Raw genomic sequence first — 22,806 nt, forward strand, 5'->3', positions numbered from 1 at the left:
AGGAGCCCGTGAGCCAGCCGGGGATGGCGGCGCTGGGTCCGGTTGTTGCTCCGATGCCGCGCGAACCGCCGGCGCAGTAGCGCCGAGCGGAGGCATCCAGATCTCGGTGAGGAGACACGGTGACCGCGCACGTCCTCTGGTTCGATTCGTTGTCTCGCGCGGATGTCGCGTCCGCCGGTGGAAAAGGCAGCAACCTCGGGGAGCTCACGCGCGCCGGCCTGCCCGTGCCACCGGGCTTCGTCATCACAGCGGACGCGTACCTCGCGGCGATGGACGCCGCGGGCGTGCGAAAGCAGCTCGTCGCGCTCTTCACCGAGGCCGATACGGGCGACCCGGCCGGGCTGCGCGCGACCTGCGCCGCGCTGCGGCGCCTCGTCCGGGCCGCGCCGCTCCCGGCAGAGATCCAGGCGGAGATCGTCGATGCTTACCGGAGGCTGGGGCTCGACACCATCGTGGCCGTCCGGTCGTCCGCCACCTCGGAGGACTCGGCATCGACCTCGTTCGCCGGCATGCACGAGACGTACACCGACGTGACCGGCGAGCAAGCGCTGCTGGATCGCGTGCGCGACTGCTGGGCCTCCGCCTTCGGCGAGCGCGTGGTCAGCTACCGGAAATCGCAGCGCCTGACGGAGGAGCCCGCCCTGGCGGTCGTCGTGCAGCGCATGGTGAGCTCCGAGCGCTCCGGCGTCGTCTTCACCGCGGATCCCGCCACGAAGGACACGTCACGCCTCGTCATCGAGGCGGCGTTCGGGCTCGGCGAGGTCGTGGTCGGCGGGCAGGTCGAGCCGGACACGTACACGGTCGCGAAGCGCGGGCCGCGGCTCCTGGAGGCGCGCGTCGGCCACAAGGCGTTCAAGCTGGTGCGTGCGCCGGACGGCGGAGAGCAGCGCGTGGATCTGCCGGAGGACGAGGGCGCGCGGCGCGTGCTCGATGACGACGAGGTGATCGAGCTCGCGCGCCTCGCGCTGCAGGTCGAAAAGCACTACGACGCCCCCCAGGACATCGAGTGGGCCGTCGAGGGCGGGGCGACGTACCTGGTGCAAACCCGCCCGATCACCACGCTGGGCGCGCCGCACCCCGCCCCCGGAGAGCTCCTTGTCTCGGGGCTCGGCGCGTCCCCGGGCACGGCCTCCGGGACGGTGCGCGTGCTCCGCTCGCCGGAGGAGGGGCAACGGCTGAAGGCCGGCGAGGTCCTCGTGGCGCCCATGACGTCGCCCGACTGGGTGCCCGCCATCCGCCGCGCGGCGGCCCTCGTCACGGACAGCGGCGGGATGACCTGCCACGCCGCGATCGTCAGCCGCGAGCTCCGCATCCCCTGTGTCGTGGGCACGCGCTCCGCCACGCGGACCCTGCGGGACGGCGAGACCGTCACCGTCGACGGCGCGCACGGCAAGATCCTCGAAGGGCGCCGAGCCGCCGCGGAGGCGCCCGGGGCCGCTCCGGACGGGGCGCCCGCGGATGCGGCAGCCGGGCCCGCCGCGAAGGCCGAGCGCACGCCGACCGCCGCCGGCTCGCGCGTGGCTTCGCCGGCGGTGCTCGGCACGCGGCTCTACGTGAACCTGGCGATCGCCGAGCGCGCCGAGGAGGTGGCCGCGTTGCCCGTCGACGGCGTGGGGCTGCTCCGGGCCGAGTTCATGCTGCTCGACGCGCTCGGCGGCGTGCACCCGAAGGCCCTGATCGCGTCCGGCGGCCGCGATGAGTTCCTGCAGAGGATGTCGGCCGCGCTCCTCCGCATCACCCGCGCCTTCCAGCCCCGTCCGGTCATCTACCGGACCTACGATTTCCGTACGAACGAGTTCCGCGGGCTCAAGGGGGGTGAGCAATTCGAGCCCGCCGAGGACAACCCGATGATCGGATACCGCGGCTGCTACAGGTATGTCCGCGAGCCAGAGCTGTTCGCGCTCGAGCTCGACGTGCTCGCCCGCGTCCGCCAGGAGACGCCGAACCTGCATGTCATGATCCCGTTCGTCCGCACGCGCTGGGAGCTCGCCGCTTGCCTGGAGCTCATCGATCGGAGTCCGCTCGGCCGCCAGCGCGGGCTGCACCGGTGGGTCATGGCGGAAGTGCCCTCCGTCGCGTTCTGGATCCCGGAGTACGCGCGCATGGGCATCGACGGCGTCTCGATCGGCTCGAACGATCTGACCCAGCTCATGCTCGGGGTGGACCGCGACTCCGCCGTGTGCGCCGAGCTGTTCGACGAGTCCGACGCGGCGGTGCTCGACGCCATCGGGCGGATCATCCAGGCGTGCAGGGCGGCGGGGATCACCTCGTCGCTCTGCGGCCAGGCGCCGTCGAACCGCCCCGAGTTCGCCGAGCACCTCGTGCGGCTCGGCATCACCTCCATCTCGGTGAACCCGGACGCCGAGCCCGCGGCGCGCCAGGTCATCGCGGCGGCCGAGCGGCGGCTCTTGCTCGACGCTGCGCGGCGGCCGTGAGGGCGGCGACGAGCCCTGATCGCTACCCACCCCCTCGACACCTCGCCTTCGCCGCGGCGCGCAGGGCCTCGCCCTGCGGCTCGGTCAGCTGCGGAAACGAATAGGTGAGCCAGCACAGCGCGGCGATCGCGGTGCCATACCTGCTCTGTACCTGGCGTGATGCGATCGCCGGCTCGTCGTACTCAAGGTCGACCTGTGCGGCGCCATAGCGGCGCAGCGCTATTCCCTCCAGCTCGCGACGGAGCGTGCTTGCGGCCGTGGCGGCATCGTCGTGCCCCTCGTACTCGGCGGCGAACCCGCCGAGACAGGCGCCCGTCGACCGATCGCGGACGCGGACGCGGCCCAGCCCCGCCGTGACGGTCTCGCCGGCCCTCCCGTTCACGGAGGCCATGATCACCTCCATCACCGCGCCGTGGCGGAAGTGGGGCTTTGCGACCTCGATGGGGATCTCGTATGCCTCCGGCGGGATCACCGAGCTGCAGAGGACGATATTGAAGTTCTCGATCCCGCCCATCGACAGGGCGAGATCGAACGACCCTGTATGCCATGGATCGAGCCCACCACCGTAGTCGGTGTCTCCGTATCCAGAAGTGACGAAGTAGGCCAGCGGCACGCGGGTGAGGTAATCTGGTTCTTTTTGCATCGGGGCTCGCCTCCGGGACATCGGGGGGGCCGCGCCGCAGGTCTCGGCGTTTGGGCCCGAGATCCGTGATCCTCGCGCGCTCGCCCGGCCTCGCGCACCCGGCAGCATGAGATGCCAGCGCCGCCCCGGCGTCTCCGAGGCCGTGCGAGGACCACGGCGACGGACTCGCGTTGTCCTCGCTGTCCGGCGCGTCGATCGGAGCGCTGGCTGGAGCGTACGGGAGCGGTCAAGATGGCGCGGGTCCCGTCATCGCAGGAGGGTGAATTTTTCATGGTGACGGAGTACGGCGTCGCCGATCTCTGGGGTCGGAACATCCGGCGGCGCACGCTCGCGCTCACCGAACCTGAAGCGGCGCGGTCCGGACGGGCAGCGCCGGCGCCCTCAAGGAGCGGGCGGCCCTGGCCTCGCCTTCGAGGACCGGTGAGCGGTGCGCGTCACTGCGTCGAGTGCGGCTGCGAGCCGGCGGAGCCCCGCAGAAAAGGCCCGAGCGCGCGGCGACGCGCAGCGCAGAGGCCGCGCTCCGGCGCAACGCGAGCCCCGCACGGCCGTCCAGGACCTCCTCGGCGAGCCCCTGGTGCCGGGGGGAGCGGGCTCTCCTCGCCGGCACCGTCAGCCAAGAAACGGGGGCAACCGGACCTCGCGCGGCACCGGGAGGACTCCCGCTGCGCAGCGCGCTGCGAGCTCCAGGCCTACGAGCCCGTCGAAGGCGGCTCCGTCCTGACGCGCCGCAGGCCATCGATGAGCATCATCACCGACGCGCCTCCGGGCAGCACGAGGAGCCACGCAGGCCCCACGGACGTCATCGCGAACAGCCCGTTCAGCCCCGGCACGTAGATGAGAGCGATGGCCAGCGCGACCTCGATCGACAGCCCGGCGGCTACCCATGGGTTCGACCAGAACGCGAGGCGCTTCCGGAGAGGCCCGTCGCGCTGAGCGAACAGACACCCTATCTGACCCGAGACGATTCCGATGAAGGTCAGGGTGGCAGCCTCTCGCTCCAGCGCGCGAAGCGGATCGAGCGAGTCGAACGGCCTCCAGCCATGCGCCCAATAGAAGCTGAAATACGCCAGAACGCCGAGCAGCGCCTCCACGGTCCCATAAAGGAAGAAAGTCCGCAGCGCGAGCGCCCGGGTGAGGATCGGCTTGCGGGGCGGCTCCGGAGGGACGAGCAAGGTCGCGGGCGACGGCGGCTCCACGCCGAGCGCCAGCGCGGGGAGCACGTCGGTCCCCAGGTCGATCGCGAGCACCTGCACGATCGCGAGCGGGAGAGGGATCGGAAAGAAGATGTAGAGAAGGAACGGGACGAGCTCCGCGACGTTGCTCGTGAACACATAGCTCACGAAGCGACGGATGTTCTGCTTGATGGCCCGGCCTTCCTCGATGGCCGCGACGATCGTGGCGAAGTTGTCGTCGGACAGGATGATGTCCGACGCCTGCTTGGCCACCTCCGTGCCGCGCAGGCCCATGGCCACGCCGACGTCGGCGGCGCGGAGCGCGGGGGCGTCGTTCACGCCGTCGCCGGTCGCCACGACCACCTCGCCGGACCGCCGGAGCACCTGCACGACCCGCAGCTTCTGCTCCGGCGTCGTGCGCGCGAGGCTCGCGCCGGCCTGGAGCAGATCGAGCAGCGTCCGATCGTCCATCGCGTCGATCTCGGGCCCCTCGACCATGCGAGCCGCCGCATCCAGTCCGATGGTGGCGGCCACGGAGCGCGCGGTCGCGGGGTGATCGCCTGTCAGGATCACGACCCGCACGCCCGCGCGCCTGCACGCGGCGATCGCCGCGGGGACCTCCGGCCGGGTCGGGTCGTGCAGGCAGGCGAGGCCCAGGCACGTGAGCGGGCCGCCGGCCTCCCTCACGGCGAGCAGGAGGACGCGCTCGCCGCGCTCGGCCGCGCTCACCACCGCCTCGTCGAGGCCCGCGGGCGCCGGCGCGCCGGTCAGCGCGACGACCGCCTCGGGCGCCCCCTTCACGAACTCCCGCGTGGCGCCGCCTTCCGCGCACGTCACCGCCATGTAGCGCCGGCGCGCGTCGAACGCGGTGTCGGCGCTCCGCGGCCACCGGGCGCGCGCCTCGGCCAGGTCCACCCCGCCGGCCGCGGCCCAGCGCGCGAGGGCCACGTCCACGGGATCGCCCTCGTAATCGCCGCCCGCCGGCGCCGGGCGCGCGTTGTTGCACAGCGCGGCCGCGAGCCGCGCCGCCTGCTCCGCGTCCGGGGGCGCGCCGCGCGCGGGGATGAAGCAGCGCACCGAGAGCGCGTTCTGCGTGAGGGTCCCCGTCTTGTCCGTGCAGATCGTCGTCACCGAACCGACCACCTCGACCGCGGAGAGGCGCCGCACCGGGGCCCCGCGCGCCGCCATCCGCTGCGCGCCGATCGCGAGCGATACGCTCAGCGTCGGGAGCAGCCCCTCGGGGACGAGCGCCACGATCACGCCGATCGCGAACGTGAGCGCGCCGAGCGGGCCGACGCGGTGGAACGCCTGCGCGAGCACCAGCGTGGCCGCGCCGGCGATCACCGCGATGGCCGCGGTGACGTGCGAGAGCTGGGCGACCTGGCGCTCGAGCAGCGAGCCCTCGCGCCCTCCCTGCTCGAGGAGCAGGGCGATCTTGCCTGCGGCGCTCTCCGCGCCTGTCGCGAACACGAGCGCCTCGCCCGCGCCGGTCACCACGGACGCGCCGCTCGGGAGCAGGCTCGGGAGCGTGAGCTCCTCCGCGCCTCGGCCCGGCGAGGCGATCGGCGCGGCGTCGCGATCGACCGGCGCCGTCTCGCCCGTGAGCATCGAGAGGTCGAGCGAGAGGCTGTCTGCGCCGAGCAAGATGCAGTCGGCCGGGACGATCTCACCTGCCGCGAGCCGGACCACGTCGCCCGGGACGAGCTCGCGCGCGGGCACTCGCCGCTCGACGCCCGCCCGGACGACGCGGGCGCGCACGGCCACGCGGCGCATCAGGCTGCTCACGACCTGCTCGGCGCGGTGCTCCTGGATGAACGCGAACGCGCCGTTGAGCACGACGACGGCGACGATGGCGAACCCGAGCTCCGGGGCGCGCGCGGCGAAGGCCAGCCCGGCGCCGAACCAGAGGAGCAGCGCGAGCGTGTGCGTGAACTGCGCGACCAGCGTCCGGAGCGGACGTGACCTCCTGGGCGGCGCGGGCTCATTGTCGCCGCAAGCGAGCCGCCTCCTCGCCGCGTCGATGTCCGTCAATCCAGTCGGATTGGATAGCAATGCCCGGATTCGCTCCTCGACGGAGAGGGCGGCGAGCTCCGAGGGATGGATGCGCGGCTGAGCGCCGGTGGCGTTAGACGGCTTTGCCTGTCCGGCCGCGGCGACAGGAGAGGACGATCGACTCACTTCCGCGGACCTCGGCAACGGAGTAGCAAGTAGCAAGCCCCGAGTCCTCTGATCGATGGTGGGATAGCCACCTGCGCGCACGCTGGACACGGGCTGACGAGAGCGGCCGGGGCGAGCTGCTCACAGCGCGGCACCGAGCCCTGTCGCCGGCGAGCATGGACACATCAACGTCCGGGGAGGTCGTCCCTGTGGGCCTGACCGCATGGACCTTTCAGGCGGAGTGGCGCTCGTGCAACGATCGGCCGATCAACGCGAAGGCCATGGTAGCGACGGAAGAGATCGAGGCGTCGAGCGGCCGAGACGAGGAGGTTGCCTGCATGGCCTCCCCCTGCGAATGCGGGCGCGGCGGGCCCCGCCCGGCGCCGGGCGAGCTCGCGGCGCGCGCGGCGCTCCGTGTGGCGCGAGCGGCCGATCTCAGCGAGCTCGCCGGGCTCCTGCTCGACCAGGCCGCCGAAGAACCGCGCGACTTCCTCGACAAGGAGCCTGGACGCGCTGCGCGCCTCGGTGGCCCGAACCATGCAGCCGGTGGGGCCATGGCAGGGTGGATCATGCCCAACCTCGATCTCGTGCCCAAACAGGAGATCTCCAGCTTCCGCAAGCTGGCGATCGGCACCTGGCACACCGCGTACGATCCATCGGTGTATGGCACGCTCACGCTGCGCATGGATCGCGCGCTCGACTACATCAAGGCGTTCCGTCACAGCACCGGCCGCCGGCTCACGGTGACTCACCTGGTGGCCAAGGCCTGCGCCGAGGCGCTGCGCCGCTGCCCCGACGCCAATGCGATCTTGCGCTGGAACAAGATCTACCTCCGGCGCAGCGTCACCGTCTCGGTGCTGGTCGTGCAGACGGTCGGCGGCGACGGCGAGGTGGATCTCACCGTGACGACGATCGAACGGGCCCACGAGAAGAACTTGGTGCAGATCGTCGACGAGCTGGACCGGACGATCGAGCGCGCGCGCCATCGGGGCGACAGGGCGGTGGAAGAGACGAAGCGCGCGATCCGGCACATCCCGTTTCTCTTCATGAACGCCTTTCTGCGCCTGCTCTCGTTCGTGATGTACACGCTCAACCTGGACCTGTCGAAGCTGGGGCTGCCCCGCGACCCGTTCGGCGCGGTCACGGTGACCAACATCGGCTCGCTCGGGCTGGAGAACGCCTATGTGCCGCTCGCGCCCTACACGCGCACGCCGATCCTCGTGGTCCTGGGCGCGGTGAGGGACGAGCCGGTGGTGGAGGACGGCAAGGTGGTGCCCGGCAAGGTGATGCGCGTGAGCGCCACGTTCGATCACCGCTTCATCGACGGCCTCCACGCGAGCGTGCTGGCGCGCACCGTGCGCGAGATGCTGGAGGACCCGTTCCGCTGCTTCGACCGGCTGGAGGCGGACGTGCCCACGTCTGGCTGACGTACGTCGCACGACGAGCGCCTCGGGCGCACGCCGCTTGTCCCGAGGTAGCGCGGGGACTCAGGGATCAGCGTGACGGGCTCGCCGCCATCGCGCTGTGCTTGCGGCTGTAGCCGAAGTAGATCGCGAACCCGAGGAGGAGCCAGGCGGCGAGGCGCAGCCAGTTCTCGGTGGGCAGCGAGAACATGAGGAGGAGACAGATCACGATCCCGAGGATCGGGGTGAGCGGGTAGAGCGGCACCCGGAACGGGCGCGCCGCGTCCGGCGCCGTCCGGCGCATGATCAGGACCGCCGCGCAGACGAACAGGAACGCAAGGAGCGTCCCGATATTGACGAGCTCCGCAAGGATCCGCAGCGGGAGGAGCGCCGAGAGGGTGGCGACCACGAACCCGGTGAGCAAGGTGGACTTCCACGGTGTCTTGAAGACCGGGTGCACCGATCCGAAGAAGCGTCTGGGCAGGAGCCCGTCACGGGCCATCGCGAGCAGCACGCGCGGCTGGCTGAGCATGAGCACGAGCAGCACGGAGGTGATCCCGGCGACCGCCCCGAGGGAGATGATGAACTGCGCCCAAGGGAGGCCGACGCGCGCGAAGGCATCGGAGACCGGCGCATCGATGCTCAGCTCGGTGTAGGGCACCATGCCCGTCAGGATAGCCGCGACGGAAACGTAAAGGAGGGTGCAGATCACGAGCGAGGCGACGATGCCAGTGGGCAGATCGCGCTGCGGGTGCTTCGCCTCCTCGGCGTGGGTCGACACCGAATCGAACCCGATGTACGCGAAGAAGATGGTCGCGGCGCCGGCGAGCATCCCGAGCGGCTCTCCGCCTTTCCCGGTCTCGCCCAAGATCGTGTGACCGAAGAAGCTGAGCCCCGCGAGCCCGAACGGCGCGAACGGCCGCCAGTTGTCCGGGTCGACGTGGAACGCGCCCACCACGATGACGAAGAGCACGACGGCGAGCTTGAGCGCGACCATGACGGCGTTGAGCGTCGCGCTCTCGCGGATGCCCTTGAGCAGGATCACCGTGACCGCGATCGTCACGAGGATGGCGGGGAGATCGAGGATCGCCCCCGTGGACACGAGCTCGCCGAGCGCCGGTTTGTAGTCGAACGGCGCGCTCCTGAGCTCTCTTGGCAGCTCTACCCCGAAGATCCCGATGAAGTCCTGGAAATAATGGGACCACCCGTGCGCCACGGTGGCGGCGCCGACCGCGTACTCGAGGACGAGATCCCACCCGATGATCCACGCCGGCAGCTCGCCGAGCGTCGCGTACGAGTACGCGTAGGCCGAGCCCGCGACCGGCACCATCGCCGCGAACTCCGCGTAGCAGAGGGCCGCGAACACGCAGGCCATCCCCGCGACCACGAAGGAGAGCATCAGCGAAGGACCTGCCTTGTCGTGCGCGGCCTGGCCGGTGAGCACGAAGATGCCTGTCCCGATGATGGCCCCGATCCCCAGGCTCGTGAGCTGCAGCGGCCCGAGGACGCGCCGGAGGCGGTGCTCCCCGTGCAGCTCTTCTCTCATGACCGACAGCGGTTTGCGGACGAGCAGCCGGCTCCCCATGGCCTTCGGTCTGCTGGCTCTGCGGCCCGGCCCCCGGCACGTCAAGCCCGAGGCCCGTCGAACCAGGAGCGCCCCCCAGCGCCGCCGGACGAGCCGAGCCTGCCGCGCCGAGCGCCCCCTGCGCCCGGAGACGGCCCCTCGACGCCCGCGGCTGGCTGTGGGCGTGAAGGCAGCCCCCCTCAGCGCGTGGATGAGCTACCGATGGAGCGCCGCTCTTCGGCGGACGCGGATGAAGGCGTCGCCGTCGCGTGGGCCTGCACCCGGTGACGACCTCGCCAACGATTACGGCGGTGACTCAGCCGAGCGGACCAGGTCGTGCACGACGAGCCAGGATGGCAGCGCCGGGGGAGCACGGCGCGAGGCCGTCGCGCCGGTACACGCGCTGGACAACGTGGGGCCGTGGACATGAAGACGATACTCGACGCGATAGGCGATACTCCTCTGCTGGAGTTCGACGGCATTCACGTAAAGTGCGAGCATCTCAACCCCTCTGGCTCCATCAAAGACAGGCTCGCCAGGTACATCATCGAGAAGGCGGAGAAGGAAGGGCTCCTGACGAAGGGCGCCACGATCGTGGTGGCATCGTCCGGAAACACGGGAGCTGCCGTCTCCATGGTCGGCGCCGTGAAAGGCTACAAGGTGACGATCTTCATCGCCGAGGGCCTCTCCAAGGAGCGCTACAAGATGATGAAGGCGTTCGGCGCCGACGTGCGGACCGTCCCGCGGGATCTGATGGATATCGCCTTCGAGCGGCGCGGGTTCACCCCTGCCTACGGGGGCTGGGCGAGCGCCCTTGCCGGAGCGGATCCAGCACGCGGAGCGCGCGGGGTGCGGTCTCTGGCGCCGGAGCTGGCTGGAGGGGAGCCTTCTCGGAGCTCATTGCCGGCTGGCCGGGGGCTTCCGCGTGGTAACGCTCGCTCAGCGACGCATAGAGCTCCTCCTCTTGCGCGAAATGGAGCCGCAGCACCGCGTGGAGCCCATAGAGGATCCGCTGAAAGTCCTGCACATCCGCGGCCGTGGGCCCGCGCGGGTCGAGCTCTCCGAGCAGCTGCTCGTACAGCCGGATCAGGCGGAAGATCTCCCGGTGCGTCGCGCTCATGGGCGCCAGAGGATCCTCGCCGCCGAGCAGCCGGGAGATGACCGGATAGACCTCGGCGTCGTCGGCGCGCTCGTGCGGGAGGAGCCGCTCGCGGAGGAAGCGGTCGAGCGCATCGAGCTCTGCGCGCGCCGCCTCCCTCGCCAGGTGGTCGATGCGCTCGGCGACGACCCGCACCCGATCGAGCATCGGAATGAGCTGGTCGTGCTCCAGCTCCAGCCGGCGGCTCATGGCCTCCCCGAGGGCTGGCCTCCTCGCGCCGCGCCCGCCGCCCTGCGCCCGCAGCGCGCTCAGGATCGCGGCGACGTCGATCGCCTCCTGCAGGAGCGCGCCGGCGGCGGCCGGCAAGAAGCCGAACGCCGCCGCGCCCATCGCGAAGAGCGACAGCCCCATGCCGAGGATCGCGCTTTGCGCGGCGATCGCGCGGGCGCGGCGCGCAATGGTCACGGCCTCGGCGAAGCGATCGAGCCTGTCCACCACCAGCACCACGTCGGCCGCCTCGGCCGACGAAGTGGCCCCGCGCGCGCCCATCGCGACGCCGACGTCGGCGGCGGCGAGCGCCGGAGCGTCGTTGATGCCGTCGCCGATCATCACGGTGAGCCCCTCGGCGCGCGCCTCGCGCACGGCGGCGACCTTCTCCTCCGGCGAGCGCTGGGCGAGCACGCGATCCACGCCGAGCGTGGCGCCGACCGTCTCGGCGACGAGGGGGTGGTCGCCCGTCACCATCACGACACGGCGAATGCCGACCCGCCGCAATGCCCTCAAGGTCCGCGGCGCATCAGGGCGTATCGGGTCGTCGAGCGTCAGCGCGCCGATGACGCTGCTGTCCACGGCCACGAAGACGGTCATCGCACCGGCGCGGGACGCGCGACGCCGGAAGGCGCGGGCGTCCTCCGGAAGCGGCGCGCCCTGCGCTGCCCATTCGGCGCTCCCCACGCGGACGGCGCGCCCGTCCACCCGGCCCGTCATGCCGGCGCCGGCCGCCTCCCGAGCGCCCTCCGGGAAGGACAGCTCGAGGCGACGCTCGCGGGCAGCGTGCACAAGGGCCGCGGAGAGCGGGTGTGACGAGATCTGCTCGAGGGACGCCGCCAGGCGGAGCACCTCCGTGTCGTCCTCGATCGACCGGAAGCACGTCACTCCCGTCACGCGCGGCCCGCCGAACGTGAGCGTGCCTGTCTTGTCGAGGAGCAGGATCTCCGCCCGAGCGAGGGCCTCGAGCGCGGCGCCGCCCTTCACCACGATGCCGCGCCGGGCCGAGCGCGAGACGCCGCCGACGATCGCGATGGGCACCGCGAGGAGCAGCGGGCAGGGCGTCGCGACGACGAGCACGGCGAGCCCGCGGCCGGCGTCGCCTGTGAGGCCCCACGCCGCGGCCGCCATGGCGAGCGAGAGCGCAGCGAACGCCAGGGCATGGCGGTCCGCGAGGCGGGCGAGCGGGGCCTTCGAGGCGGACGCCTGCTCTATGAGGCGGACGATGCCGGCGTACGTGCTCTCGTCCGCGCTCGCGACGGCGCGGAGCTCGAAGGCCGCGCCGGCGTTCGTGGTCCCGCTGCCCACGCGGTCGCCGGGTGCCTTTCCCATCGGCCGCGGCTCGCCGGTCAGCGCCGATTCATCGAGGAGCGCCTCAGGACCCACGACGACGCCGTCGACTGGCACGATCTCGCCCGCCTTGACCAGCAGAAGGTCGCCGCGGGTGACAGCGCCGATCGGGAGGGTCGTGACGTCGGCCCCCTCGCGGCGGTGCGCGACGCGGGGGGCGCGCGCGAGGAGGGCGGAGAGCTCGCGCCGGGCGCGCGCGGCGGCGTACCCTTCCAGGGCGCTGCCCGTCGCCATCATCGCGCCGATCAGCGCGCCCGCCAGGTACTCCCGGAGCAGGAGCGCGCCGCCGATGGCGAGGAGCGCGATGACGTCGACGCCGGCGCGCTTCTTCAGCACGTCGGCCAGGATGCGCGAACCCACGAGGGCGAGGGCGATGAGCGCGCCGGCCGCCCAGAGCATGTCTCCCAGGCGCGCGTGTCCCTCGGCGTGCGCCGCGGCTCCGCCCACCAGGCCGGAGAGCGTCGACACGACGAGCGCGCGGCTCCTCGGAGACGGCCGCTCGAGTCGAGGTGCGTCGCGCTGTGACTGTGGACTGATCACGTGATCCGCCGAGCATGCATCGTGCGACAGCCGCTCTGCATGCGACCTGCCGTCGTCGTGCGAGCGCTGGTGATGTGCGCGCTCGCCTTCTCGCTTCTCTGGAGCGACTCCGGGCGAGCTGCGCCGATCGAGCCGCGCGCCGATGTGGAGCTGTTCGCGCGCGAGGGGTGCCCTCGCTGCGACGAGGCCAAGCGCTTCGTGGCCGAGCTCGAGGGCCGTCGACCCGGCCTGCGCGCGATCGTCTCGGATGTCGTCGAGGACCGCACGGCGCTCGACCGGCTGAGGGCGATCGCCGAGGGGCAGTCGACCGCTGCCGTGAGCGTCCCCGCGTTCTATGTGCGCGGGGTGCTCGTCGTTGGGTACGCGGGGCGCGACGCGACGGGCCGGCATATCGAGGCGTTGCTCGACAACGCGCCGCCGCCGCCCACCGCGGCCGGCGAGCCTGCTGCGTCATGCCCTCTCACGCCTCCCACGCCTTCCACGTCAGAGCAGCCACCGTGCCCGGTAGACGGCGCCGGGCCGAGCGCGGGGGTCGTCGACGTTCCCGTCTTCGGGCGGCTGGACGTCCGCGATCTTGGCCTGCCGGCGTTCACCGTCCTGCTGGGGCTCGTGGACGGCTTCAACCCGTGCGCCACGTGGGTGCTCCTCTTTCTCCTCTCCTTCCTCGCCACGCTGCGGAGCCGGGCGAAGATGCTGCTGATTGCCGGCGTATTCGTGCTCGTGAGCGGTCTCGCTTATTTCGCCTTCATGGCTGCCTGGCTGAACTTCTTTCTCCTGGTCGGCGCCTCGCGCGCCGCGCAGATCGCGCTGGGAGCCATCGCCGTGCTTGCCGGTTCGGTCCACGTCAAAGACTTCTTCGCATGGAAGCGGGGCGTGTCGCTCAGCATCCCTGAGTCGGTGAAGCCAGGGATCTACGCGAGGATGCGGGCCGTCGTCAGGGCGGAGAGCCTGCCCGCGGCGCTCGCCGCCGCGTGCCTCCTCGCCGTCATGGTCAACGTCGTCGAGCTCCTCTGCACCGCGGGCCTGCCGGCGCTCTACACCCAGCTCCTCGTCGAGAAGCGCCTCCCCGCGTGGAAGCACTATGCCTATCTCGGGCTCTACAACGTGGCCTATATGGCGGACGACATGGTCATGGTCGGCGTCGCGGTGGTGACGTTGAGCCGCCGCAGGCTGCAGGAAAAGGAGGGACGATGGCTCAAGCTGCTGAGCGGAGCGATCATGGTGCTCCTCGGTCTCCTCCTGCTGTTCAAGCCCACCTGGCTGGCGACATGATCGTCCCGGAGGGCGCAGCGGCCGTGAGACCCGCCACGCGGTAAGCCGGCGACCGTCTCGGGGCGCCTGCGTCCGGCACGCACCACCGCTCAAGCGAGGGCCCTGATACGTCAGGGATCGTTGGTCCGGCCAATGAGCGGACGCGCGCTCCGACAGGCGATCGACGACCCCCGGCGGCCGCTGCACGCGGCGTCCGGGCGCGACATCGCGTTCGGTCCGCTGCTACGCTCGCGGGCGGAGGTCGCCGAGCGCGGGCCGGCGACGCGGGAGGAAGGGGAGTCCGTGATGGCCAGGAAGGAACTCGTCGGGCAATTCATCGAGCAGGGGCGCGCCGAGGGGATGGCGCAGGCGATGGCGCAGGCGACGATCGAGCTCTATGAAGAGCGGTTCGGCCTCATGCCGCCGGCGCTGAGGTCCGCCGTGGAGGCCACGCACGACCTGAAGATGCTCCAGACATGGCTGCTCGTCGCCGGCGCCGGGACACGCGAGGTGCTCCACGACAGCGTCTCCGCCAGCTCCTCCGGGCGCTCGTCCTGACCGGCGGCCGACGACCCCGGCGAACGTGGATCCGGCGCGCCGACGGGCATCGCCGGCGCGAGCGGAGCGCCCCCGGCCTGCTGATCGCGCGCCGCCGTTCGACGCGCTCGCCCCGCCACGCCGCGAGGTGACGGCGTGGCCCTGCGCGGCTAAGCTCGCGCTCGTGCCGTTTTCCCGGAAGACCACCCCCCTGCGCCGCCTGCCCGCGCTCGCGCTCGCGCTCGCGCTCGCAGCGCTGACGGCGATCGCCGGCGCCGCCTGCGTGAGCAAGCCGACGATGCAGCTCGACCACGCCGAGATCACAGGGATCCGCATCGCCTTCCCGCCGAGCCTCGGCATCCTCATGACCATCGTCGTCAACGTCCACAACCCGAACTCGTACGACGTGGCGGTGCGCGCGGTCCGCGGCCAGGTTGTGCTCGCCGGCCGCTATCCGCTGCCGGTCGACTTCCGGGCCGACGGCGACGGCGTATGGCTCCCTTCCGACCGCACGACGCAGGTCCGCGTCCCCGTCAGCGTCCCCGTCGATCTCGGCCTCCAGCTGCTCCGGGAGACGCTCACGTCGCCCGTCATCCCGTACCGCTTCAGCGGCAGGGCGGACGTCACCGCGACGCGCACCTTCCGGCTCGAGGCCGACGATTACTCGGTCGACGATCACGGCGTCGTCGCCCGCAACCAGATCGAGACCGCCCTCGGCATCCTGCGATAACACCCGCCGCGCCCGGAGCCTGCTGGCTGCACGCCAGCGGCCCACACGGCGCCTCCGGGCGGACGGACGCAAGGCGCCCCCGGGCGGACGGACACACGCTCGGCCTCCGGCGAGGACCATGCACCGAGGTGTCCACCACGCTGGCGCACTACGTGCCGATGTTGCGCAAGTCGCGCCGACCTGGCGCGGCCGCCCTCGACGTCGGCGCCCGCGCTGGCCGGCCGGCCGGCCAGCGCGACGCTCGATGCAATAACAGGTCATGACAGCAGCGCGCTCGCGCCGCGAGCGTCTCCCTCGTTCCTGGTGGCGGCTCCCGCCACCAGGTGGAGGCTCCGGCCTCCAGGCGGCGCGGCGAGCCTCGTCGCGCAGCCTCCGCGCAGGACAGCCTGCGCCTCACACGCGCTCTCCTCGGCGATGCCTCGCGCCGCCGAGGAGCGTGGGGGGCATCCTGGCCAGGTCGTTCATGGACGGAGCGGCGCGTTGGCCACCGACTTGCTTCGGCTCGCTCCTGAACTCGGTCGCACTTGCGACACGCGCGTCCCGCGCCTTCGGCGCGAGGGGGAGCCTTCATGGTGGATGACTGTTCCAGCGGTTTTCTCGCGCTCGATCCGGAGATGAGGCGCCTGCGCGAGGCCCTCGAGACCGTGGCGCCCACGCCGCTGCCGGTCCTGATCCTCGGCGAGACCGGGACGGGAAAAGAGGTGGTGGCGGAGTGGATCGCCGGCATGTCGCGGCACCCGCGCGAGCGCTTCGTGAAGGTCAACTGCGCGAGCCTGTCGGAGTCGCTCGTCGAGAGCGAGCTCTTCGGCCACGAGCGCGGCGCGTTCACCGGGGCGGTGGCGCCGCGCGAAGGGCTGTTCGAGGCCGCCCACGAGGGCACGCTCTTCCTCGACGAGGTGGGGGAGCTGTCCCCGCGCACGCAGGCGAAGCTGCTCCGCACGCTGGAGTACGGCGAGATCGTCCGCGTCGGGAGCACGCGCCCGCGGCGCGTGGACGTCCGGGTGATCGCGGCGACGCACCGCGATCTCGAGCAGATGGTGCGGGAGGGGAGCTTCCGCCAGGACCTCTACTTCCGCCTCAACGCGATCACCCTGCGGATCCCGCCGCTCCGGGCCCGCACCTCCGAGATCCTGCCGCTCGCGGCGCTCTTCGCGGCGCGCCTCTCGCAGCGGCTCGCGCGCCCGGCGCCGCCGCTCGCGAAGGAGGCGACCGCCGCGCTCCTCTCGCACGCCTGGCCGGGGAACGTCCGGGAGCTGCGCCACGTGGTCGAGCGCGCGGTCGTGATGTCGAAGGGCGGGCCGATCGGCGCCGACCACCTGATGCTGGAGGCGCCGCGCGCGCCGGTCGAGGCCGGGATCAAGGGCGATCTGCGCTCCTTCGAGCGGGACCGCATCGTCGCCGCGCTCGAGCAGGCCCGCCAGAACCAGACGCGCGCCGCCGAGCTGCTCGGCGTCTCGCGGCGCACCCTCACCAACAAGCTCAACGCGTACGGCATCGCGCGGCCCCGCAAGAAGGTCGCGCTGGAGGAGTGCTGACGTGGCCTCGCCGTTCTTCCGCACGATGCGGTCGCTCGAGATCGAGCGCGGGCCGAGGACCTGGATCCGCCTCGCCGTGATCCTCGCGGTGCTCGGCGCGTGGGCGGGCTGGATGCACGCGGCGCGCGTCTCGGTCTACGCGACGACCGGGAAGGCGCGCCTGGAGGTCAGCCGGATGGCCCACCGCGTGGCCGCCGCCGAGCCCGGGCGCGTGTCGGCGTTGCAGGTCTCGCTCGGGCGCCACGTCGAGCAAGGGGAGGTGCTCGTCGAGCTGGACGCCTCCGTCGAGGAGAGGCGCCTGGAGGAGGAGCGGACGAGGGCGGCCGCGCTCGCGCCGAAGATCGAGGCGCTGCAGCGCCAGATGGCGGTCGAGGAGGAGGTGCGCGCGTGGCAGGTGAAGCTGTCCGACGCCTCGGTCGCGCGCGCCAGGATCGACCTGCGCCAGCGGGATCTCTCCGCAGCGCACGGCGAGGAGCTCCGCGCGATCTCCGAGCGCCTGCACGACGAGCGGCTCGCGTCGACGGCCGACCACCTCGAGGCGAAGAGCCGCGCCGCCGACGAGCGGCTCAAGGCGGAGGGGGCGCGCGCCGATCTCCGGCGGCTCTCGGTCGCGGGGCACCACGACGAGCGGCAGACGGCGGCCCGCCTCGCGGAGCTCGGGCGCGCGCTCGGGGATCTGGTGGCCGAGCAGCAGGAGGCCGAGGCGGCCGTGGCCACGGCGCTCGCGCAGATCGAGCGGCGCAAGGTCCGCGCGCCCATCGCGGGGAAGCTCGGGAACATCGCGGCGCTCCAGGTGGGGGACGTGCTCAAGCCGGGCGACCTCGTGGCGACGGTCGTCCCGGGCGACGACCTCCACGCGGTCGCGCTCTTCGCGCCGTCCGACGCGGTGGGGCGCATCGTCCCCGGGCAGAGGGCGCGGATGCGCCTCGACGGGTTCGCGTGGACGCAGTTCGGCATGATCGAGGGGGAGGTCTCCCACGTGGCGAGCGAGCCGTACGACGGCGCGATCCGCGTCGAGCTGCTCGTGCGGCCGGAGAGCGCGGCGTCGATCCCTGTGCAGCACGGGATGCCGGGGACCACCGAGGTCGAGGTGGAGCGCGTCTCTCCGTGGGCGCTCCTCCTGCGCGCCGTGGCGCCGGGAGGCGCGCGATGAAGCGCGCGTTCCTCGTCCCCGAGGTGCTGCAGGCGTCGCTCATGGACTGCGGCCCCGCCGCGCTCAAGGCGGTGCTGCAGGGGTTCGGCGTCGACGTGCACTACGAGTGGCTCCGCGACCGCTGCCAGACGGACGTGGACGGGACCTCCATCGACGCGCTCGCCGCGCTCGGGCAGGAGCTCGGGCTCGCCACCGCCGAGGTGGTGGTCCCCCACGACAGCTTCCTCCTGCCAGAGGCCGACTGCTTGCCCGCGATCGTGGTCAAGCGCGGCGCGGGCGGCGCGCTCCACTTCGTGGTCGTCTGGCGCCGGCTCGGGCCGTTCGTGCAGATCCTCGACCCCGGGAGCGGGCGCCGCTGGGTGCGCTCAGCGCGCTTCATGGAGGACATGCCGCACTTCCCGATCCCGATCTCGATCGAGCGGTGGCGGCGGTGGGCGTCGTCCGCGGACTCGCTCGGCCCGCTCCGCGCGAAGCTGCGCGCGCTGCGCGCGGACGGGGAGGCGCTGATCGCCCGGGCCGACGCGGACCCGGGGTGGCGGCCGTTCGCGGCGCTCGACGCCGCCGTGCGGATGGTGGCGCGCCTCGTCCGGGGCGGCGCGATCGCGCGCGGGGGCGAGGCCCAGCGCGTGCTCCACGGCGTCTTCGAGCGCGCGCTCGCCGGGGAGGCGGGCGCCATCCCGAAGGGGTTCTTCTGGGCCACGGAGGGCAAGGCGCCGGGGAAGCTCCTCGTGCACGGCGCCGTCATCGTCCACGTCGGCCCGCGTCGGCGCGGCGCGGGCGAGGCCAGCAGCGAGGCCGCGCGCGCGCCTGCGTCCCCTACAGCGGCGCCGCCGCCGAGCTACCGCGGGAGCGCAGCGCCCGAGGCCGCGCGCGGGGTTGCGCCGGACCGGACTGCGCCGCGCGCGACCGCGACCGCGGCGCTGCCGGCGCCGGTTCGCCGGGAGCTCGAGCTGCCGACGCCATCCCCCTCGCGCCTGTTCTTCTGGATGCTGCGCGCCGACGCGGGCGGGGCGCTCGCGCTCGTCGGGGTGGCGCTCGCGGCGAGCGCGGCCATCGCGGCGATCGACGTGGTCGTCCTCCGCGGGCTGTTCGACGCGGTGAGGAGCGTCACCGTCGCGTACCAGCGCGCGCTCGGGCTCCTGGCCCTCGTCGCGTTCGCCGCCGGGGGCCTGGCGCTCGAGATCTTCGTGGCCCACGCCGTGTCGCGCCTCGGGCGCGCCCTCGAGGTGCGCTTCCGCGCCGCGTTCCTGGAGAAGCTGCCGCGGCTCGAGGATCGCTACCTGCGCAGCCGGCCGACCTCGGACATGACCGCGCGCGGCCACGCGATGCACCTGATGCGCGAGGCCCCGGCGCTCTTCGCCCGCATCGCGCGCGCGGCGCTGTCGTTCGCGGCGACGCTCCTCGGCGTCGTCTGGCTCTACCCGGGCGGCGCGTGGTTGTCGCTGGTGGCCGCGGCGGTCGCGCTCGCCGCCCCGTACCTCGCGCGGCGGCCGCTCGTGGAGAGCCTCATGCGCCTGCGCACGCACGCGGCGTCGCTCGAGCGGTTCTACCTCGACGCCCTGCTCGGCGTCGTGCCCATCCGCGTCCACGGCGCGGAGCGTGCGGTGCGGCGCGAGCACGAGGCGCTGCTCGTCGAGTGGGCGCGGACCGGCCGGCTCGTGCACGCGCAGTCCACCGCCATGCAGGCCGCCCAGGGGATCGCGAGCACGGCCGTGGCGGTCGCGATCGTCGGCGGCTACGTCGCCTCCGGCGGCCCGGCCGCGGCGCTGCTCCTGCTCGTGTTCTGGTCGCTGCGCCTCCCCGCGGCGGCGCAGGAGCTCGTCGCGGCGCTGCTCGGCTGGAAGAACGTGCGCAACGCCTCCGTGCGCCTCTTCGCGCCGCTCGCGGCGCCGGAGATGGACCTGCCCCGCGCGCCCGCCGAAGACGTTGTCGACGCAGCGCGCGCCGCGCAGGGCGCCGCGTGCGCCGCGTCGATCGACCTCCGGGGCGTCAGCGTGAAGGCCGGCGGGCACACGCTCCTGTCCGACGTCTCGCTGAGCGTCCCGGCGGGGGCGCACGTCGCGATCGTGGGGGCGTCGGGCGCGGGGAAGTCGTCGCTGCTCTCGCTGCTCCTCGGGTGGCTGCGGGCGTCCGGGGGGGAGGTCCTCGTCGACGGGCGCCCCTTCGACGACGCGGCGGTCGAGCGCCTCCGCCGCGCGACCGCGTGGGTGGACCCAGCGATCCAGCTCTGGAACCGCACGCTCCTCGAGAACATCACCTTCGGCCACGCCGGCGACGCCCTCGCGCGCGTGCCCCTGTCCATGAGCCAGGCCGAGCTCACAGGCGTCCTGGAGAGCCTGCCCGACGGCTTGCAGGCGGCGATCGGCGAGGGGGGCGCGCGCCTGTCGGGCGGGCAGGGGCAGCGCGTCCGCCTCGCGCGGGCGCTCATGAAGGGCGACGCGCGCCTCGTGCTCCTCGACGAGCCGTTCCGCGGCCTCGAGCGCGAGCGGCGCCGGGAGCTGCTCGCGCGCGCGCGGGAGCACTGGGGGCGCTCGACGCTCGTCCTCGTCAGCCACGACGTCATGGACACGCTCGGCTTCGATCGCGTGCTGGTCGTCGAGGGGGGCAGGGTCGTCGAGGACGGCGCGCCGCGCGAGCTCATGGACGACCCGCGGAGCCGCTACCGCGCGCTCGCCGAGGCGGACGCGCGGGCGCGCGACGAGGTCTGGTCGAAGGAGCGCTTCAGGAGCGCGACGATGGAGGGCGGCCGGCTCATCCAGGGGGCGGCGTGAAGGCGGGCGAGGCCGGACAGGCGGCAACGTTGGGCGGGCTCGTCTGGCAGCCGTCCGCGCTCGCCCACGCGATGAGCGCGCTCACGGCCGCGTGCGGGCTCGCGACCGGCGCGGTCCCGTCGCCCGGCGCGCCGCCGGAGGGCGACCCCACCGCGTGGATCGAGGCGTACGCGGGCTGCATGGGCGTCGAGGCGGAGGCGGTCCAGTGCAGCTTCGCCGAGCTCGGGGGCGCGCTCGCGTCCCTCGGCCCCTCGATCGTCCGCGTCGAGCAGGGCTACCTCGCGGTGATGTCCGCGGGACGGCGGGGGCTCTCGGTGCTGACGCCGGCGCTCACGCCGGCGCGGATCCCGCTGGAGACCGTGCGCCGGGCGCTCACCGCCCACCTCGAGGACCGCCCCGCGTCGCACGTCGACAAGTGGCTCGCCGCGGCGCAGGTCCCGCCGCGGCGCGCCGCGCGGGCGCGCGACGAGCTGCTCGCCCAGCTCGTCGCGGATCGCCCCATCGACGGCGTGTGGCTGCTCCGCCCCGATCCTGGGTCGAGCTTCCGGCGCCTGCTCTCGAGGCGCGGGGTGCTCCGCCGGGGCGCGATCTTCCTCGCGGCCGCCGCGTCGCAGATCGCGCTCGGCGTCTTCGCCTGGTGGCTGATCGGCGCGGGCGCGCTCGAGGGCGACGTGCAGCCGGGGTGGCTGTTCGCGTGGGTGCTCCTGTCGCTCTCGGCGCTCTTCGTGCAGCTGTTCGCCTCGTTCACGGGGGGCATGCTCACGATCGACGTCGCCGCGCTCCTCAAGCAGCGCCTGCTGTGCGGCGCGCTCCGCCTGGATCCTGCCGCGATCCGGGCGCGCGGCTCGGGCGAGCTGCTGGCCATGGTCTCCGAGTCCGAGGCGGTCGAGACGGCCGGGCTCGGCGGCGCGCTCGGGGCGATCGTCGCGCTCGTGCAGCTCGCGAGCGCCGCGGCGGTCCTCGCCGCCGGCGCCGGCGGCGGCCTCCACGTCGCGCTGCTCCTCGGGTGGACGCTCGCCGTGGCGCTGCTCGGGCGCCGCTTCGCCCGGGAGCGGGCGGCGTGGACGGGCGAGCGGTTCGCGATCACGAGCGGCTTCGTCGAGCACGTCGTCGGGCACCGGACGCGCGTCGCCCAGCAGGCCTCGCACCTCCACCACCTGGAGGAGGACGCGGCGCTGGAGCGCTACCACCGCGCCGCGCGGGGGATGGATGGCGTGGGTGATCTCCTCGCGTCGCTCCCGGCGCGCGGGTGGCTCGCGCTCGGGCTGCTCGGCCTGGTCCCCGCGGTCCTGGGCGGGGTGGGCGCGGGCCCGCTCGTCGTCGCGACCGGCGGCATCCTCCAGGCGCAGGCCGCGTTCGCGACGCTGGCGACGAGCCTCGGCGCGCTCCTCTCCGCCGCCGTCTCGTGGCGCTCGATCGCCCGTCTCTTCACGGCGGCCGAGGGCCGCGAGCCCGCCGGGATCCCGCAGGCCGTGCTCGGGCGCCCCGCGACGTCGGACGTCGTGATCGAGGCGCGGGGCGTCTCGTTCCGCTACGACGGGGAGCGCGGCGAGCCGGTCCTCCGCGGCTGCGAGCTGGTGCTCTCGAAGGGCGACCGGCTGCTGCTCGAGGGGCGCTCCGGCGGCGGCAAGTCGACGCTCGCGGCCGTGCTCAGCGGCCTTCACGCGCCGTCGTCGGGGCTCGTGCTGCTGCGCGGCCTCGACCGGCGGACGCTGGGCGGGGCCGCGTGGCGCAGCCGCGTCGCGAGCGCGCCGCAGTTCCACGACAACCACGTGCTCTCCGGGACGCTCGCGTTCAACCTGCTGATGGGCCGCGCGTGGCCCGCGTCGCCCGAGGACCGGCGGGAGGCGGAGGTCGTCTGCCGCAAGCTGGGCCTCGGGCCGCTGCTGGACAGGATGCCCTCGGGGCTCGATCAGGTCGTGGGCGAGACGGGGTGGCAGCTCTCGCACGGCGAGCGGAGCCGGCTGTTCCTGGCGCGCGCGCTGCTCCAGCGCTCGGACGCCGTGATCCTCGACGAGAGCTTTGGCGCGCTGGATCCGCTGACGGCCCGCGAGTGCGTGGGCGCCGTGCTGGAGCGGGCGCCGGCGCTGATCGTCATTGCGCACCCGTGAGCGTGAGGGAGCGGAGTACGGCCCCGACATGGGGGTGTCGTCGCCAGCGTGAGTGCTGCCGCGTCGCCCGCGGTGATCGGCGCGGGCC

Annotated in this window: 13 protein-coding genes and 1 pseudogene; 10 read left to right on the forward strand and 4 right to left on the reverse strand. The window is 73.2% G+C overall.

What is annotated here, in order from left to right; translation table 11 throughout:
- Nucleotides 1-119 precede the first annotated feature (119 nt).
- Nucleotides 120-2,435: a phosphoenolpyruvate synthase gene (gene ppsA / locus POL72_RS47510; RefSeq protein ID WP_272103736.1), complete on the forward strand. Its 2,316-nt coding sequence runs from the start codon at nt 120-122 to the stop codon at nt 2,433-2,435.
- A 22-nt stretch (nt 2,436-2,457) separates the two neighbouring features.
- Here ppsA and POL72_RS47515 read toward each other — a convergent pair whose 3' ends face one another.
- Together POL72_RS47515 and POL72_RS47520 are read right to left on the reverse strand one after the other, a co-directional pair.
- On the reverse strand, nt 2,458-3,078 hold the full coding sequence (locus POL72_RS47515) for a pyruvoyl-dependent arginine decarboxylase (protein ID WP_272103737.1): 621 nt from the start codon (nt 3,076-3,078) through the stop codon (nt 2,458-2,460).
- 689 nt (nt 3,079-3,767) lie between these two features.
- Nucleotides 3,768-6,428 carry a cation-translocating P-type ATPase gene (locus tag POL72_RS47520; protein WP_373372327.1) on the reverse strand — a complete coding sequence of 887 codons (2,661 nt, stop codon included), beginning with the start codon at nt 6,426-6,428 and terminating at the stop codon, nt 3,768-3,770.
- A 155-nt stretch (nt 6,429-6,583) separates the two neighbouring features.
- On the opposite strand from POL72_RS47520, the gene POL72_RS47525 reads away from it, so the two are divergent.
- Entirely contained in the window at nt 6,584-7,834 is a 1,251-nt protein-coding gene (locus tag POL72_RS47525; RefSeq protein ID WP_276598086.1) for a 2-oxo acid dehydrogenase subunit E2, read from the forward strand.
- A gap of 67 nt (nt 7,835-7,901) precedes the next feature.
- On the opposite strand, the gene POL72_RS47530 is transcribed toward POL72_RS47525, so the two are convergent.
- The gene (locus POL72_RS47530) at nt 7,902-9,356 is read right to left on the reverse strand and encodes an amino acid permease (protein ID WP_272103740.1); all 1,455 of its coding nucleotides are present in this window, start codon (nt 9,354-9,356) and stop codon (nt 7,902-7,904) included.
- A gap of 444 nt (nt 9,357-9,800) precedes the next feature.
- Between POL72_RS47530 and POL72_RS52105 the strand changes: the two are divergent.
- Nucleotides 9,801-10,232: pseudogene (locus POL72_RS52105) on the forward strand (pyridoxal-phosphate dependent enzyme); the annotation flags it as partial.
- Here POL72_RS52105 and POL72_RS47535 read toward each other — a convergent pair.
- Nucleotides 10,156-12,489 carry a heavy metal translocating P-type ATPase gene (locus POL72_RS47535; RefSeq protein WP_276598173.1) on the reverse strand — a complete coding sequence of 778 codons (2,334 nt, stop codon included), beginning with the start codon at nt 12,487-12,489 and terminating at the stop codon, nt 10,156-10,158. The pseudogene POL72_RS52105 and the gene POL72_RS47535 overlap by 77 nt on opposite strands.
- A gap of 162 nt (nt 12,490-12,651) precedes the next feature.
- On the opposite strand from POL72_RS47535, the gene POL72_RS47540 reads away from it, so the two are divergent.
- From POL72_RS47540 to POL72_RS47570, 7 genes are all read left to right on the forward strand, one after another.
- Nucleotides 12,652-13,902 (forward strand): NrdH-redoxin, encoded by a 1,251-nt coding sequence (locus POL72_RS47540; RefSeq protein WP_272103743.1) that lies wholly within the window; start codon nt 12,652-12,654, stop codon nt 13,900-13,902.
- A gap of 132 nt (nt 13,903-14,034) precedes the next feature.
- Entirely contained in the window at nt 14,035-14,439 is a 405-nt protein-coding gene (locus POL72_RS47545) for a hypothetical protein (RefSeq protein ID WP_272103745.1), read from the forward strand.
- Nucleotides 14,440-14,602: 163 nt separating this feature from the next.
- The gene (locus POL72_RS47550; RefSeq protein ID WP_272103747.1) at nt 14,603-15,148 is read left to right on the forward strand and encodes an LEA/WHy family protein; all 546 of its coding nucleotides are present in this window, start codon (nt 14,603-14,605) and stop codon (nt 15,146-15,148) included.
- 569 nt (nt 15,149-15,717) lie between these two features.
- On the forward strand, nt 15,718-16,683 hold the full coding sequence (locus tag POL72_RS47555) for a sigma-54 interaction domain-containing protein (RefSeq protein ID WP_272103749.1): 966 nt from the start codon (nt 15,718-15,720) through the stop codon (nt 16,681-16,683).
- 1 nt (nt 16,684) lies between these two features.
- Complete coding sequence (locus POL72_RS47560; protein WP_272103750.1) at nt 16,685-17,836, forward strand: HlyD family secretion protein; 1,152 nt, start codon at nt 16,685-16,687, stop codon at nt 17,834-17,836.
- Nucleotides 17,833-20,607, forward strand: coding sequence for an ATP-binding cassette domain-containing protein (locus tag POL72_RS47565; protein ID WP_272103751.1), 2,775 nt, complete (start codon nt 17,833-17,835; stop codon nt 20,605-20,607). Before POL72_RS47560 ends, POL72_RS47565 begins: the two co-directional genes overlap by 4 nt.
- A gap of 29 nt (nt 20,608-20,636) precedes the next feature.
- On the forward strand, nt 20,637-22,718 hold the full coding sequence (locus POL72_RS47570; RefSeq protein ID WP_272103752.1) for an ATP-binding cassette domain-containing protein: 2,082 nt from the start codon (nt 20,637-20,639) through the stop codon (nt 22,716-22,718).
- Nucleotides 22,719-22,806: the final 88 nt, after the last annotated feature.

This window comes from Sorangium aterium, from assembly GCF_028368935.1.
Lineage (GTDB): Bacteria > Myxococcota_A > Polyangia > Polyangiales > Polyangiaceae > Sorangium > Sorangium atrum.